Origin of the sequence: Agrococcus baldri (assembly GCA_900114805.1) — a bacterium.
GTDB classification, from domain to species: Bacteria; Actinomycetota; Actinomycetes; order Actinomycetales; family Microbacteriaceae; genus Agrococcus; species Agrococcus baldri.
This window is the reverse complement of the sequence record FOZN01000004.1, coordinates 452,396-465,595: the sequence shown is the minus strand read 5'-3', so window position 1 is coordinate 465,595 and position 13,200 is coordinate 452,396. Positions and strand designations below refer to the sequence as shown.

General features: G+C 70.5%; 10 protein-coding genes. 4 read left to right on the top strand and 6 right to left on the bottom strand.

What is annotated here, in order from left to right; all coding sequences use genetic code 11:
- Nucleotides 1-79 precede the first annotated feature (79 nt).
- Both glnA and BM288_RS13850 read right to left on the bottom strand, forming a co-directional pair.
- Nucleotides 80-1,504 (bottom strand): type I glutamate--ammonia ligase, encoded by a 1,425-nt coding sequence (gene glnA, locus BM288_RS13855; protein ID WP_092919731.1) that lies wholly within the window; start codon nucleotides 1,502-1,504, stop codon nucleotides 80-82.
- A gap of 109 nt (nucleotides 1,505-1,613) precedes the next feature.
- Nucleotides 1,614-2,303 carry a DUF4191 domain-containing protein gene (locus BM288_RS13850; protein ID WP_092919729.1) on the bottom strand — a complete coding sequence of 230 codons (690 nt, stop codon included), beginning with the start codon at nucleotides 2,301-2,303 and terminating at the stop codon, nucleotides 1,614-1,616.
- A gap of 108 nt (nucleotides 2,304-2,411) precedes the next feature.
- On the opposite strand from BM288_RS13850, the gene BM288_RS13845 reads away from it, so the two are divergent.
- The gene (locus BM288_RS13845) at nucleotides 2,412-3,749 is read left to right on the top strand and encodes a protein kinase family protein (RefSeq protein WP_143103116.1); all 1,338 of its coding nucleotides are present in this window, start codon (nucleotides 2,412-2,414) and stop codon (nucleotides 3,747-3,749) included.
- Here the strand turns inward: BM288_RS13845 and sucB are convergent.
- The 3 genes from sucB to BM288_RS13830 form a co-directional block, all read right to left on the bottom strand.
- On the bottom strand, nucleotides 3,746-5,689 hold the full coding sequence (gene sucB / locus BM288_RS13840) for a 2-oxoglutarate dehydrogenase, E2 component, dihydrolipoamide succinyltransferase (RefSeq protein ID WP_092919725.1): 1,944 nt from the start codon (nucleotides 5,687-5,689) through the stop codon (nucleotides 3,746-3,748). The two genes, BM288_RS13845 and sucB, sit on opposite strands and share 4 nt — an antisense overlap.
- A gap of 22 nt (nucleotides 5,690-5,711) precedes the next feature.
- A complete protein-coding gene (gene lpdA, locus BM288_RS13835; RefSeq protein ID WP_092919723.1) occupies nucleotides 5,712-7,085 on the bottom strand; it encodes a dihydrolipoyl dehydrogenase in 1,374 nt (457 codons plus the stop codon).
- A 103-nt stretch (nucleotides 7,086-7,188) separates the two neighbouring features.
- Complete coding sequence (locus tag BM288_RS13830) at nucleotides 7,189-8,640, bottom strand: leucyl aminopeptidase (RefSeq protein WP_092919721.1); 1,452 nt, start codon at nucleotides 8,638-8,640, stop codon at nucleotides 7,189-7,191.
- Between the two features lie 45 nt (nucleotides 8,641-8,685).
- On the opposite strand from BM288_RS13830, the gene BM288_RS13825 reads away from it, so the two are divergent.
- The 3 genes from BM288_RS13825 (at nucleotide 8,686) to BM288_RS13815 (ending at nucleotide 12,624) form a co-directional block, all read left to right on the top strand.
- Nucleotides 8,686-9,606, top strand: a complete 921-nt coding sequence (locus BM288_RS13825; RefSeq protein WP_092919719.1) for a PAC2 family protein — start codon at nucleotides 8,686-8,688, stop codon at nucleotides 9,604-9,606.
- Nucleotides 9,603-10,931 carry an MFS transporter gene (locus tag BM288_RS13820; protein ID WP_092919717.1) on the top strand — a complete coding sequence of 443 codons (1,329 nt, stop codon included), beginning with the start codon at nucleotides 9,603-9,605 and terminating at the stop codon, nucleotides 10,929-10,931. Before BM288_RS13825 ends, BM288_RS13820 begins: the two co-directional genes overlap by 4 nt.
- Before the next feature lie 166 nt (nucleotides 10,932-11,097).
- The gene (locus tag BM288_RS13815) at nucleotides 11,098-12,624 is read left to right on the top strand and encodes an RNA polymerase sigma factor (RefSeq protein WP_092919715.1); all 1,527 of its coding nucleotides are present in this window, start codon (nucleotides 11,098-11,100) and stop codon (nucleotides 12,622-12,624) included.
- 126 nt (nucleotides 12,625-12,750) lie between these two features.
- Here the strand turns inward: BM288_RS13815 and BM288_RS13810 are convergent, their stop codons facing one another.
- Nucleotides 12,751-12,972 (bottom strand): DUF7455 domain-containing protein, encoded by a 222-nt coding sequence (locus BM288_RS13810; RefSeq protein ID WP_092919713.1) that lies wholly within the window; start codon nucleotides 12,970-12,972, stop codon nucleotides 12,751-12,753.
- Nucleotides 12,973-13,200: the final 228 nt, after the last annotated feature.

Sequence of the window (13,200 nt, the reverse complement as noted above, 5' to 3'; positions counted from 1 at the left end):
TGCGGCATAGCCGTTGAGCCCGTAGGCACGACAGCGGGGCCGACGCCCCGAAGGATGCCGGCCCCGCTGAGGGTGCGCGTCAGACGCCGTAGTAGAGCTCGAATTCGTACGGGTGCGGCCGCAGCGCCATCGGCAGGATCTCGTGCTCGCGCTTGTAGGCGATCCAGGTGTCGATGAGGTCCTTGGTGAACACGTTGCCCGCGAGCAGGAACTCGTGGTCCTTCTCGAGCGCGACGAGCGCCTCCTCGAGCGTGCCCGGCACCTGCGGGATGTTCTTTGCCTCCTCGGGCGGCAGCTCGTACAGGTCCTTGTCGATCGGGTCGAGCGGCTCGATGCGGTTCTTGATGCCGTCGAGGCCCGCCATCATCTGCGCGGCGAAAGCGAGGTACGGGTTCGACGCGGCATCCGGCACGCGGAACTCGATGCGCTTGGCCTTCGGGTTGGAGCCCGTGATCGGGATGCGCACGGCAGCGGAGCGGTTGCCAGCCGAGTAGGCCAGGTTGACGGGCGCTTCGTAGCCCTTGACGAGGCGTCGGTAGGAGTTGATCGAAGGGTTCGTGAACGCCAGCACTGCCGGGCCGTGGGCGAGCAGTCCGCCGATGTACCAGCGAGCCGTGTCGGAGAGGTTGCCGTAGCCGTTCTCGTCGAAGAAGAGCGGCTTGCCGTCCAACCACAGCGACTGGTGGGTGTGCATGCCGGAGCCGTTGTCGCCGAACAGCGGCTTGGGCATGAAGGTGGCCGTCTGGCCCCACTGCTCCGCCGTGTTCTTGACGATGTACTTGAACGCCAGGATCTCATCCGCCGACTTCACCATGGTGTTGAAGCGGTAGTTGATCTCGGCCTGGCCGGCGGTGCCCACCTCGTGGTGGCTGCGCTCGACCTGCAGGCCGATCGCCTCGAGCTTCAGCACGATGTCGTCGCGCAGGTCGGCCTGCTTGTCGACGGGGGAGACCGGGAAGTAGCCGCCCTTGAAGGGGGTCTTGTTGCCCAGGTTGCCGCCCTCCTCGACGCGGCCGGAGTTCCAGGCCGCCTCCTCGGAGTCGATGGCGTAGAAGGAGCCCTCGGGCTTCACCTCGTAGCGGATGTCGTCGAAGATGTAGAACTCGGCCTCGGGCGCGAAGAACGCGGTGTCGGCGATGCCGGTCGAGGTCAGGTACTGCTCGGCCTTGTGCGCCACCTGGCGCGGGTCGCGGTGGTAGATCTCGCCCGTGCGCGGGTTGTAGATGTCGAAGATCATCACGAGCGTCTTCGCGTCGCGGAACGGGTCGATGTAGGCGGTCGTGACGTCGGGGATGAGCTGCATGTCCGACTCGTGGATGTTCGCGAAGCCGCGGATCGACGAGCCGTCGAAGAGCTGACCGACGCTGAAGAACTCCTCGTCGACGGTCGACGCGGGGATGTTGAAGTGCTGCTGCACACCCGGCAGGTCGGTGAAGCGGATGTCGAGGAAAGCCACCTCCTCGTCCTTGATGTAGGCGAGGACCTCGGAGGAATCCTTGAACATGGTGCTCCTTGACTTGGGCGTGCGGGTTGGCGGTCGGCGGTTGCCGTGACCTCGACGCTACGCGGGAGCCGTTGCCCGTCGGTGACGCCGATGTTTCGGCGGTGTTACATCAGCGCGGGCGCCCGGGCCGAACACGGCGGGGATCGATGCCCTTCGGGATGGGCAGGCTCGACTGGCCGAGCGAGGTGAGGCGGTTGGCGACCGCCATCACCTCTGCGCGGGCGAGCGTCTTCTTCAGGCGCCGCATGGTCTTGGTGAGCTTGCGCAGCTCGAGCGGCGAGTCGGGCCCGATCTCGATCACGTGGATGGGCACGTTCGGCACGATGCGCTTCACCTTGCGCTGCTCCTCGCCGAGGATGCGCGCGACGCGCTGCTGCGGGCCCTCGGCGATCAGCACGACACCGGGCTTGCCGACCGCCCGGTAGACCGCGTCCTGCGTCTTCGGGTTCACGGCCACCGGCATCTCGCTCGTGGTCCAGTTGCCGCGCAGGCCGCTCTTGAGCACCGAGCCGACCGCGCCCGGGCGACCTTCGATCTGGGCGAAGGCGATCTTCTCGGCGCGCCAGGTGAGCGTCATCATCATCAGCATCAGGCCGATGAGCACGCCGGAGACGATCCACAGGATCAGGAAGAGCACGTCCTGGCGGAAGACGATCGCCAGCACCGTGACGATGATGATGGGGCCGAAGAAGGCCAGCAGCATCAGCGGCAGCGCCCGCTTGTCGTGCTCTCGGGTCATCTTGAAGATGGACCACATCGTCTTGAGCCTGCCGGGCTCCTTCTCGGTGTCGCGTGCCATGCCATCAGGATACCGGGGTGATCGTGCTCCGCTCTCCACAGTCCGGCCCATCGCGCCCACCGCACTGCGCCCCAGGCTGGCATGGTCGCGCTCGTGGAGGAGCATGCAGTGACGATCGCGGCCCACCCGCTGGTGCGGGCGCTGCGCAGGGACGCCGAGCGCGAGGTCTGGGTGGCGGCGGATGCGTCCGGTGCGGGCGTCGAGGTGCACCGCAGCCTGGCAGGCGGTGAGGCAGCGCTCGCCCGCGAGGCGGAGGCACTGCTGGCGCTCGACCATCCTCATCTGGTCCCGATCCTCGACGTCGCGGTCGACGCGGGCACGGTGCTGGTGCGGCCGCTGCTGCAGCGGAACCTGGCCGACTGGCTGGTGCAGCGGCAGTCGCCGTCACCGGGCGAGGCGGTGACGGCGCTCGCGCCGATCGCGACCGCACTCGGCGCGCTGCACGCCTGCGGCGCGATCGCCGGCGGGTGCAGCGCGAGCGACATCCGGCTCGACCCGGACGGCGCTCCGCTGCTGATGGCCGAGGGCGCGTGCATCGAGACCGAGCGGGCGACGGATGCGTGGCGCGAGTCGAGCGAGGGCGTGGCGGCCGATGTCGCCGGCTGGCGGCAGCTCGCGCTGGCGGTGCTGGAGACGGCCGGCGCAGCGCTGCCGGATGCGGTGGAGGCCGCCCTCGGGCAGCGGCAGCTGGCAGCGGCGGGCGATGCGCTGCTGACGGCCTGGCCGGCGCTGCCGCTCGAGCTCGACGCCGCGGCGTCGCCGCCGTCCGATGCGCGGGTGCGGATGCGTCGCCGCGACCGGGCGGTCGGCGTCGACGCCGTCTGGGCTCGGCTCGCGCTGCTGACGGAGCTGCTCGCCGAGCGCGGCGGACCGCTGGTGCAGCGCGCGATGGCCGCGCTCTCGCTCGTGCGGCCGAGGTTCTGGGCGGTCGCCGGCGGTGGAGCTGCCGCCCTGACCGTCATGGCGGTGCTGCTGTCCCAAGCGGGCGCTGCGGATGCCGGTGCGATGGACGCCGATGCCGCACGCACCGACGCTGCGTCGGCCGCTGCGCCGGCGAGCGCTGCGCCCACTGACGCCGCAAGCACGAGCACTGCGCCCACGGAGACGTCGCCGACGGCCGCCGCACCCGCGGATCCCGCGCCGGCCGATACCGCGGCGCCGACCTCGGAGGGCGACCCGGTGGCGGGCGCGGCCGCGCTGCTGGCCGAGCGGGAGGCCTGCCTCGACGCGGGCGATGCGGCGTGCCTCGTCGCGCTGCACGATCCCGGTAGCCCCCAGCTGACGGTGGCGGACCCGTGGCGGATGCCTGATGACGGCACCCTGGAACTGGTGCAGCGGCTGGGCGACGCCTGGCTGCTGCGGGTCGTGTCCGAACGCGAACCGGCCTCGGTGCTCGTGATGAGCACCGAGGCCGGCTGGACGCTGCGCGACGCCTGGTCGGACTAGACCTCGAACTGTCCCGACTCGAGCCGGGCCTTGACCTGACCGAGGTAGCGGGCCGCGTCGGCGCCGTCGATGATGCGGTGGTCGTAGGAGAGGGCGAGGAACACCATCGAGCGGATGGCGATCGAGTCCTGACCATCGACCTGCACGACGACCGGGCGCTTCACGACCGTGCCGACGCCGAGGATGGCGCGCTGCGGCTGGAAGACCACGGGCGTGTCGAACAGCGCGCCGCGCGAACCGGTGTTGGTCAGCGTGAATGTGCCGCCGGCCAGCTCGTCGGGCTTGAGCTGGTTGTCGCGCGTGCGCTGGGCGAGGTCGGCGATCGAGGCGGTGAGCTCCTTGATGCTCTTCGCGCTCGCGTCGCGGATGACCGGGGTCAGCAGGCCGCGCTCGGTGTCCACCGCCATCGCGAGGTTCTCGGTCTCGGGGTAGGTGATCGTCTCGCCGTCGTCCGTGGCGTTGATGAGCGGGTGCGACTTCAGCGCCTGCACAGCGGCCTGCGTGAAGAACGGCAGGAAGGTCAGCTTGTTGCCGGTCTCCTCCTGGAAGGAGGCCTTGCTCGACTCGCGCAGCTGCGCGACCTTCGTCACGTCCACCTCGACGACGGTCGTGAGCTGGGCGAGCGTCTGCATCGACTCGACCGCGCGCTTGGCGACGACCTTGCGCAGGCGCGACATCGGTGCGGTGGTGCCGCGGAGCTCCGAGACCTCGACCTCAGTCGGGGCAGCGCTCGGCGCAGCGCCGCCGGCAGCAGCAGCCGGTGCGGCCTCGGCGGCCGAGAGCACGTCCTCCTTGCGGATGCGTCCGCCGACCCCCGTGCCGGTCAGCGTGCCGAGGTCAACGCCGCGCTCGTTCGCGAGCTTGCGCACGATCGGTGTGACGTACGCCGACGCCGAGCCGGCGGCAGGTGCCGTCGGAGCGGGCGCGGCCGGGGGAGCGGATGCGGCCGACTCGGCAGCCTTCGGAGCCTCGGCCTTGGGTGCCTCGGCCTTGGGTGCCTGGGCCTTGGGTGCTTCTGCCTTGGGCTCTTCAGCCTTCGGCTCCTCCGCAGCGGGCTCTGGGTCCTTCGCCGGAGCCGGCTGCTCGGTCGAAGGCGCGGCGGGCGCAGGCTGCTCGGCAGGAGTCGCGTCCTGCGCCTCGGCGGAGCCCTCCGAGTCGGCAGGGGCCGCGTCGGTCTTGGACTCGTCCGCGGCCGGTGCGGGCTCTGCGGCCGGAGCGCCGCCGACGCGGGCGATGACGGCGCCGACCTCGACGGTGTCATCCTCCTGCGCGAGGATCTCCGAGAGCGTGCCGGCGATCGGCGAGGGAACCTCGGTGTCGACCTTGTCGGTCGAGATCTCGACGATGGGCTCATCGACCGCGATCTCGTCGCCGACGGCCTTCAGCCAGCGGGTGATCGTGCCCTCGGTGACGCTCTCGCCGAGCTCGGGGAGCGTGATGTCCTGACCGTCGCCACCGGCGGCGGGTGCGGCATCGGCTTGCGGGGCAGCCTGCTCCTCCTGCGACGCGGTCTCCTCCTCCTTCGACGGCGAGTCCTGCGCCTCGGCGGCAGACTCCTCGTCGGCCTCCTGGTCGGGCTCGCTGTCGGTGCCGTCGGTCGCCGTCTCGGAAGCCGACTCGTCCTCGGCCGGCTCGGCGTTCGCGGGCGCCTGCTCGGCGGCAGCGTCCTCCTGCGCGGGCGCGTCGTCGGCAGCGGGCGCGTCGCCTGCATCGCCCACGCGGGCGATCACGGCGCCGACCTCGACGGTGTCGTCCTCGCCGACGAGCAGCTCGGTGATGGTGCCGGCGATCGGCGAGGGGACCTCGGTGTCGACCTTGTCGGTGGAGATCTCGACGATGGGCTCATCGACGGCGATCTCGTCGCCCACGGCCTTCAGCCAGCGGGTGATCGTGCCCTCGGTGACGCTCTCGCCGAGCTCGGGGAGCTTGATGTCAGTCATGGGTTGTCTCCTGTGGCGGTGATCAGATGGCGTGCAGGGGGGTGCCGGCGAGCTTCAGCATGGTCTCGCCGAGGGCCTCGTGCTGCGTCGGGTGCGCGTGGAGCAGCTGCGAGACGTCCTCCGGGTAGGCCTCCCAGTTGACGATCAGCTGGGCTTCGCCGACGAGCTCGCTGACACGGCGACCGATCATGTGCACGCCCACGACCGGGCCGTCCTTGAGCCGCACGGCCTTGACCGAGCCGGTCGTGCCGACGATCTCGCTCTTCGCGTTGCCGCCGAGCGAGTACTCGTAGCTCTCGACCTTGTCGTCGCCGAACTTCTCCTTGGCCTTGGCCTCGCTGTAGCCGACGGATGCGACCTCGGGGTCGGAGTAGGTGACCTTGGGGATGTTGATGTCCTCGACCATGCGCGGGTTCAGTCCGCCGATCTCCTCGGCGACGAAGATGCCCTGCTGGTAGCCGCGGTGCGCGAGCTGCAGGCCGGGGACGATGTCGCCGACGGCGTAGACGCCCTTGACGCTGGTCTCGAGGCGATCGTTCACGGTGACGAAGCCGCGATCCATCTCGATGCCCGCCTCCTCGTAGCCGAGGTTCGCGGTGACCGGGCCGCGGCCGACCGCGACCAGCAGCAGGTCGGCGTCGATGGTGTCACCGGTCTCGAGCGAGACATGCACGCCGGAGTCGTCCTGCGTGACGCCCGAGAACCGTGCGCCGAGCTTGAAGTCGATGCCGCGCTTCTTGTAGGCGCGCTCGAACTGCTTCGAGACCGACTCCTCCTCGTTGGCGACCAGGTGCGGCAGGCCCTCGATGATCGTGACCTCAGCGCCGAAGGCGCGCCAGACGCTCGCGAACTCGACGCCGATGACGCCGCCGCCGAGGATCGCGACGCGCTTGGGGATCCAGTCGAGCTGGAGCGCCTGCTCGCTCGTGATGACGTTGCCGGTGATCTCGAGCCCGGGCAGCGACTTCGCGTACGAGCCCGTCGCGAGCACGACGTTCTTGCCCGTGAGCGTCTGCGCGCCCACCTGCACGGTGGTGGCAGAGGTGAGCTTGCCCTCGCCGGCGAACATCTCGATGCCCTTGGCCTTGATCAGGCCCTGGATGCCCTTGAACTTCTTCGCGACGATGTTGTCGCGGAACGACGAGACGCCCGCGATGTCGATGCCCTTGAGCTCGGCGTCGACGCCGGCGTGCCCCGCGGCGCGCACCTCGTCAGCGACCTCGGCCGAGTGCAGCATCGCCTTCGTGGGCACGCAGCCGCGGTGCAGGCAGGTGCCACCGAGCTTGTCCTTCTCGACGATGGCGACGGTCTTGCCGAGCTGCACGGCGCGCAGCGCCACGGCGTAGCCCGCGCTGCCTCCACCCAGGACGACGATGTCAAAGCTCTGATCGGACACGCACTTGCTCCTTATGAGTCTTCGTTGCCGCGCCGGTGGGCGCAGCGGTGCACAGCAGTTCCTGCCAAGCCCAGCCTAGTCGGACGGGCTGAGCGCAATGGGGTCACTCGGTCGATCGGGACATCTTCGACAGCGTGCGCAGCAGCCCGCGCACCGCGACACCGGTCGAGCCCGAGGGGGTGTAGCCGAACGGCGAGCCCGTGTTGGTGGAGGGCCCCGCGATGTCGATGTGGGCCCACGGGATGGGCGCGCCGTCCCGCTCGCCCACGAACTCGTTCAGGAACGCCGCGGCCAGCAGCATGCCGCCCGCGCGGTTGCCGACCTTCGCATTCATGAGATCCGCGACGTCGGAGTCCAGCATCCCGATCATCTCCTCGGGGATGGGCATCGGCCACAGCTGCTCGCCGACCTCGCGCGATGCGCGCAGGACCGTGTCGACGAAGGCCTCGTCGTTGCCCATCACGCCGCTGACCCGGTTGCCGAGCGCGACCATCTGCGCGCCGGTGAGCGTGGCGACGTCGATGATCGCGTCGGGCTGCGCCTCGCTGGCGAGCACGAGACCGTCGGCCATCACCAGCCGGCCCTCCGCGTCCGTGTTCGTCACCTCGACGGTCTTGCCGCCCCGCATCGTGATGACGTCGTCCGGGCGCGTCGAGGTGGAGGAGACCAGGTTCTCTGCCAGGCACAGATGCGCCGTGATGCGGATGGGCAGCTGCAGCGCAGCGGCGGCGACGGTGACGGCGTAGACGGTCGCGGCGCCGCTCATGTCGTACTTCATGTGCTGCATCGATGCGGCCGGCTTCAGCGACAGGCCGCCCGAGTCGAACGTGATGCCCTTGCCGACCAGCACGACGTGGCGGGTGGCGTTCTCGGGCGTGTGCTCGACCGTGACCAGGCGCGGCGGGCGGCTCGAGCCCTGCCCGACGCCGACGATGCCGCCGAAGCCCTCGCGGCGCAGTCGGTCCTCGTCGCGCACGACCACGCTGAGCCCGGTCGTGGCGGCCTCCGCGACGACCCGGTCGGCGAAGTCGACGGGGCTGAGCAGGTTGGGCGGGGTGTTGGAGAGGTCGCGGGTGGTCCAGACCGCCTGCGCGGCGATGCCCGCGCTCTGCACGGTGTAGGGGGAGACGTCTGCCTCGCCGGCCACCACCGCGATCTCGCACACGACCGGATCGCCCTCGGCGCGGCGGCGGTGCTCGTAGCGGTAGGCCCCCATGGCTGCTCCCTCGAGCACGGCCTGCACCTCGGCGCCGGTCGTCACGGGCAGCGAGATCGCGAGCGAGGGGACGTCGCGCAGCGAGCGGACGGCGGCGCCGGCGACCTCGCGCAGCCGGTCGGCGGTGACCGTGTCGCCGAGGCCGACGAAGGCGATCCTCTTGCCGTCGACGACGGCGCGGGTGACCTGCTCGCGCTTGCCGGTGATGCCGAGCGCGGTCAGCAGCTCGGGGTCGAAGCCGGGGGCCGAGGGCGTCTCGCCGGCGAGCACGCCGTGCACGATCAGCTCGGCGGTCGCGTCGTCGTGGCTGGCGATGATGGAGAGTGCGGGGATGGGCATAGGTCACGAGGATACCGGCGTCCGGCGGCTCAGTAGGCTGGGTGGGTGTTCGATCCCCACGAGCTGACGCTTCCCCTCGAGGACCTCGAGTCCGTGCCGCGAGGTCTCGATCTCGTGATCGCGATCCACGGCTTCGTGGATGCAGGTGCCGCTGCAGAGGCGGCCGCGGCGGCGATCCTGGACACGCTGCCGTACCGCGGCATCGTCGAGTTCGACACCGATCTGCTGATCGATCACCGATCCCGTCGCCCGCGCATCCTCTTCAACGAGGACCGGATCGACGAGTACCTGCCGCACTCGCTGACGCTGCTGCAGGTCGAGGACGATGCCGGCAAGCCCTTCCTGCTGCTCACGGGACCCGAGCCCGACTGGATGTGGGAGCGGTTCACGGATGCGCTGCTCGAGCTGCACGAGCAGCTCGCGGTGGCGACCACGACGATCATCACGTCCATCGGCATGCCGGTGCCGCACACGCGGCCGCTCGTCTCGACCGTCTCCGGCAACCGCTCCGAGCTGATCGAGCAGTACTCGGCCTGGCGGCCGGTCTCGTCCGTGCCGGCATCGGTCATCCACCGCATCGAGCACCGGCTGCACGAGATCGCCCCCGTCACCACCTTCACGGTGCTGGTGCCCCACTACGTCGGCGAGTCCGGCTCGGCCGGGCCGGCGCTCGCCGCGCTCGAGGGCGTCACGAGCGCCACCTCCCTGGCGTTCCGCACTGAGGAGCTGCGGCAGGCCGATCGCGAGTTCCAGCAGCTCGTCGCGCAGCAGATGGAGACGAACGAGGAGCTGCAGCGGATCGTGCGCACGCTCGAGGCCCGCTACGACGCCTTCATGGCGCAGTCGTCCGTGCGCTCGCCGCTCACGGACGAGGACGGCACCCTGCCCAGCGCAGACGAGATCGCGGACGAGCTCGAGCGCTACCTGCGGCAGCAGCGGCGGCCGGGCTCGGATCCGATCGGATGAACAGCCCCCGCTCCTGGCTCGTCTGGGGCGCCGGTGCTCTCGCCTACATCATCGCCATCCTGCACCGCTCCTCGCTCGGGGTCGCCGGGCCCGATGCCGCCGAGCGCTTCGAGGTGCAGGCGACGCTGCTGGCCACGCTCGGTGCCGTGCAGATCGGCGTCTACGCCGCCATGCAGGTGCCGGTCGGCGTGCTGCTCGACCGGTACGGCCCGCGCGTGCTCATCGCCTCCGGCGCCATCACGATGGCGGGTGGCCAGGTGCTCGTCGCACTCGCCGAGGAATTGCCCTTCGCGGTGGTCGGCCGCATCCTCATCGGCATCGGAGACGCGGCGACCTTCATCTCGGTGATCCGCCTGCAATCAGGCTGGTTCCGCGGCCCGATCGTCGCGCAGATGTCGCAGTGGACCGCCGTCGGCGGGCAGTTCGGTCAGCTGGCATCGGCCGTGCCGTTCGTCTGGCTGCTGCAGCAGATCGGCTGGACGCTCTCGTTCGGCACCCTGGCCATCCTCGGCGTCGTCGCCTTCGTGCTGGTGCTGCTGCTGGTGTTCGACGCGCCCCCCGGCGGTGCTCCGGCGACCGGCTCGATCGACGTGCCGGAGGGCTGGTGGCCGCGGCTGAAGTCCGCCTTCCGTCAGCCGGGCACGCGGCTGGGCTTCTGGACGCACTTCTCGCTGCTGGCATCCACGAACGTGTTCATGCTGCTGTGGGGCTTCCCGATGCTGGTCGACGGCCTCGGCTACTCGACCACCGCAGCCGCCGGGCTGATGTCGGTCGTGGTGGTCACCGGCATGGTTGTCGGTCCCATCGTGGGGATCGCCACCGCCCGGTTCCCGCTGCGCCGCTCGACGCTGGTGCTGTGCATCGTCGCGCTCGTGATGGCGACGTGGGTCACCGTGCTGCTGTGGCCAGGGCATCCGCCGGCCTGGCTGGTGCTGACCCTCGTGATCGTGCTCGGCATCGCCGGGCCGGGCTCGACGGTCGGCTTCGACTTCGCGCGCACCTTCAACCCGCTGCGCATCCTGGGCTCTGCCAACGGCATCGTCAACATCGGTGGGTTCCTGGCCTCGTTCGCGATCATGCCCGCCATCGGCATCCTGCTCGACATCGTCCACTCGATCCGCACCTCCGCGGGCGAGCAGGTCGACCTCTACGACTGGGAGGGCTTCCGCATCGCTCTCTCGTCGCAGCTGGTGCTGCTGGCGCTCGGCTTCGCGATGGTGGTGCGGATGCGTCGCATCACCCGCTCGAGGCTGCGCGAGGAGGGCATCGAGGTCGGCCCGATCTGGGCCGCGATCGCCCAGTGGATGCGCGGCAGGAAGCGCTGAGGCGGCGAATCGCGCTGGCTGGGAATGCCTATGCCATACGCGGCGCTATACTGTCAAGACCGACCCAGTCGAATCCGGCGCCAGCCGCGGGACTTGACTTGGGTCATTCGACTGCCCTCAGTCCGACCGCACTGGGTCGGGGCGCCCGAGACCGACCGGAGGACGCATGCCAGCCAAGGGAACCACCACGACGTCGAGTCGCAGCACCGCCAAGGCCGCCGCCGAGGCTGAGCCCGCGGCGACGTCGGCCGAGAAGGCGCCTGCGAAGAAGGCGCCTGTGAAGAAGCCGGCGGCGACGAAGTCCGCTGCCGCGACGACGAAGGCGGCCGCGACCAAGGCGACGCCTGCAGCGAAGGCCACCGCGGCGAAGGCGCCTGCGAAGACGGCCGCCGCGAAGACCACCGCCGCCAAGACGACGGCCGCGAAGGCGACGGCAGCGAAGACCGCCGCCGCGAAGACGGCGGCAGCGAAGACGACGGCAGCCGCCAAGACCACCGCTGCCAAGAAGACCGCCGCTGCGAAGGCAGCGCCGGCCGGCACGAGCGCAGCCGCGAAGGCTGCGGCCGAGGCCGCGAAGGCGCCGGCCGCCAAGAAGGCCGCTGCGAAGCGCCCGACCACGCGCCGAAAGGCCGCCGCGGTGGAGGAGCCTGAGACCGTCGAGCCCACCGGCGAGGCAGAGCCCGAGGAGGACGAGGAGAAGGTCCACGTCGAGAAGCTCCCGACCGGCGCGCTGCGCCTCTCGGGCGACGACGACGAGCCCGCTCCGACGCAGATCACCGGCGCCACGGCCGACCCGGTCAAGGACTACCTCAAGCAGATCGGCAAGGTCGCGCTGCTGAACGCCGAGCAGGAGGTCGACCTCGCCATGCGCATCGAGGCCGGCCTGTTCGCCGAGGAGAAGCTCTCGGTGGAGGGCGACGAGCTCGAGTGGCAGCTCAAGCGCGACCTCACCCGCATCGCCCGCGACGGGCAGCGCGCCAAGAGCCACCTGCTGGGCGCCAACCTGCGCCTGGTCGTCTCGCTCGCGAAGCGCTACACCGGCCGCGGCATGCAGTTCCTGGATCTCATCCAGGAGGGCAACCTGGGCCTGATCCGTGCGGTCGAGAAGTTCGACTACACCAAGGGCTTCAAGTTCTCGACCTACGCCACCTGGTGGATCCGTCAGGCGATCACCCGCGCCATGGCCGACCAGGCGCGCACGATCCGCATCCCCGTGCACATGGTCGAGGTCATCAACAAGCTCGCCCGCGTGCAGCGCCAGATGCTGCAGGACCTCGGCCGCGAGCCGAGTCCCGAGGAGCTGGCGCGCGAGCTCGACATGACCCCCGAGAAGGTCATCGAGGTGCAGAAGTACGGCCGCGAGCCCATCTCGCTGCACACCCCGCTCGGCGAGGACGGCGACAGCGAGTTCGGCGACCTGATCGAGGACACCGAGGCGGTCGTGCCCGCCGACGCGGTCGGCTTCACGATGCTGCAGCGTCAGCTCGAGTCGCTGCTCGACTCGCTCTCCGAGCGCGAGGCGGGCGTGATCCGCATGCGCTTCGGCCTCGGCGACGGCATGCCGAAGACCCTCGACCAGATCGGCGACACCTTCGGGGTCACGCGCGAGCGCATCCGCCAGATCGAGTCGAAGACGATGGCGAAGCTGCGCCACCCCTCGCGCTCGCAGCAGCTGCGCGACTACCTGGAGTGATCCGCACGCGTCACTGAACGCCGCGCGAGGCCGTCCCGATCGGGGCGGCCTCGCTGCATGTGCGGCGCCGACACGACGAAGCGGCCCGCCCATCGAGGGGCGGGCCGCTTGCTGGTCGTGCTCGGGTCAGCGCTCGTTGAGCTTCTCCGACTCGTCGTGCCACACCTTCGCGAGCGGCTGGAGGGCCTCACGGTGCTTCGCGGCGTGGTGTGCGCAGAAGAGCAGCGTGCCGCTGTCCATGGTCGCTCGGATGTACGCCTGGGCGCCGCAGCTGTCGCAGCGGTCGAGCCCGTTCAGCGGCGCGCTGGCGTCGTCGACCTCGAGCGTCGTGGTCTGGGTGTCGTTCACGGTGCCCTCCTTGCTTCGTCCTTCGCACCATGGTCGCATGCCCACCCGGCAGTTCGCCGCCGATCCGGGGGTGGTTCGCCAGCGGCGCAACCCTGCAGCGCGCCGCGTGGCCTGCGCCAGCACGGGATGCGGCGGCCGTAGGCTGGCAGGCGCGCTCGCAGCGGCACGGTGCTTCCCGCCCGTGCATCCCGGGCGCGTCACGGCCATCGGGCGTGACCGGCAAGACAG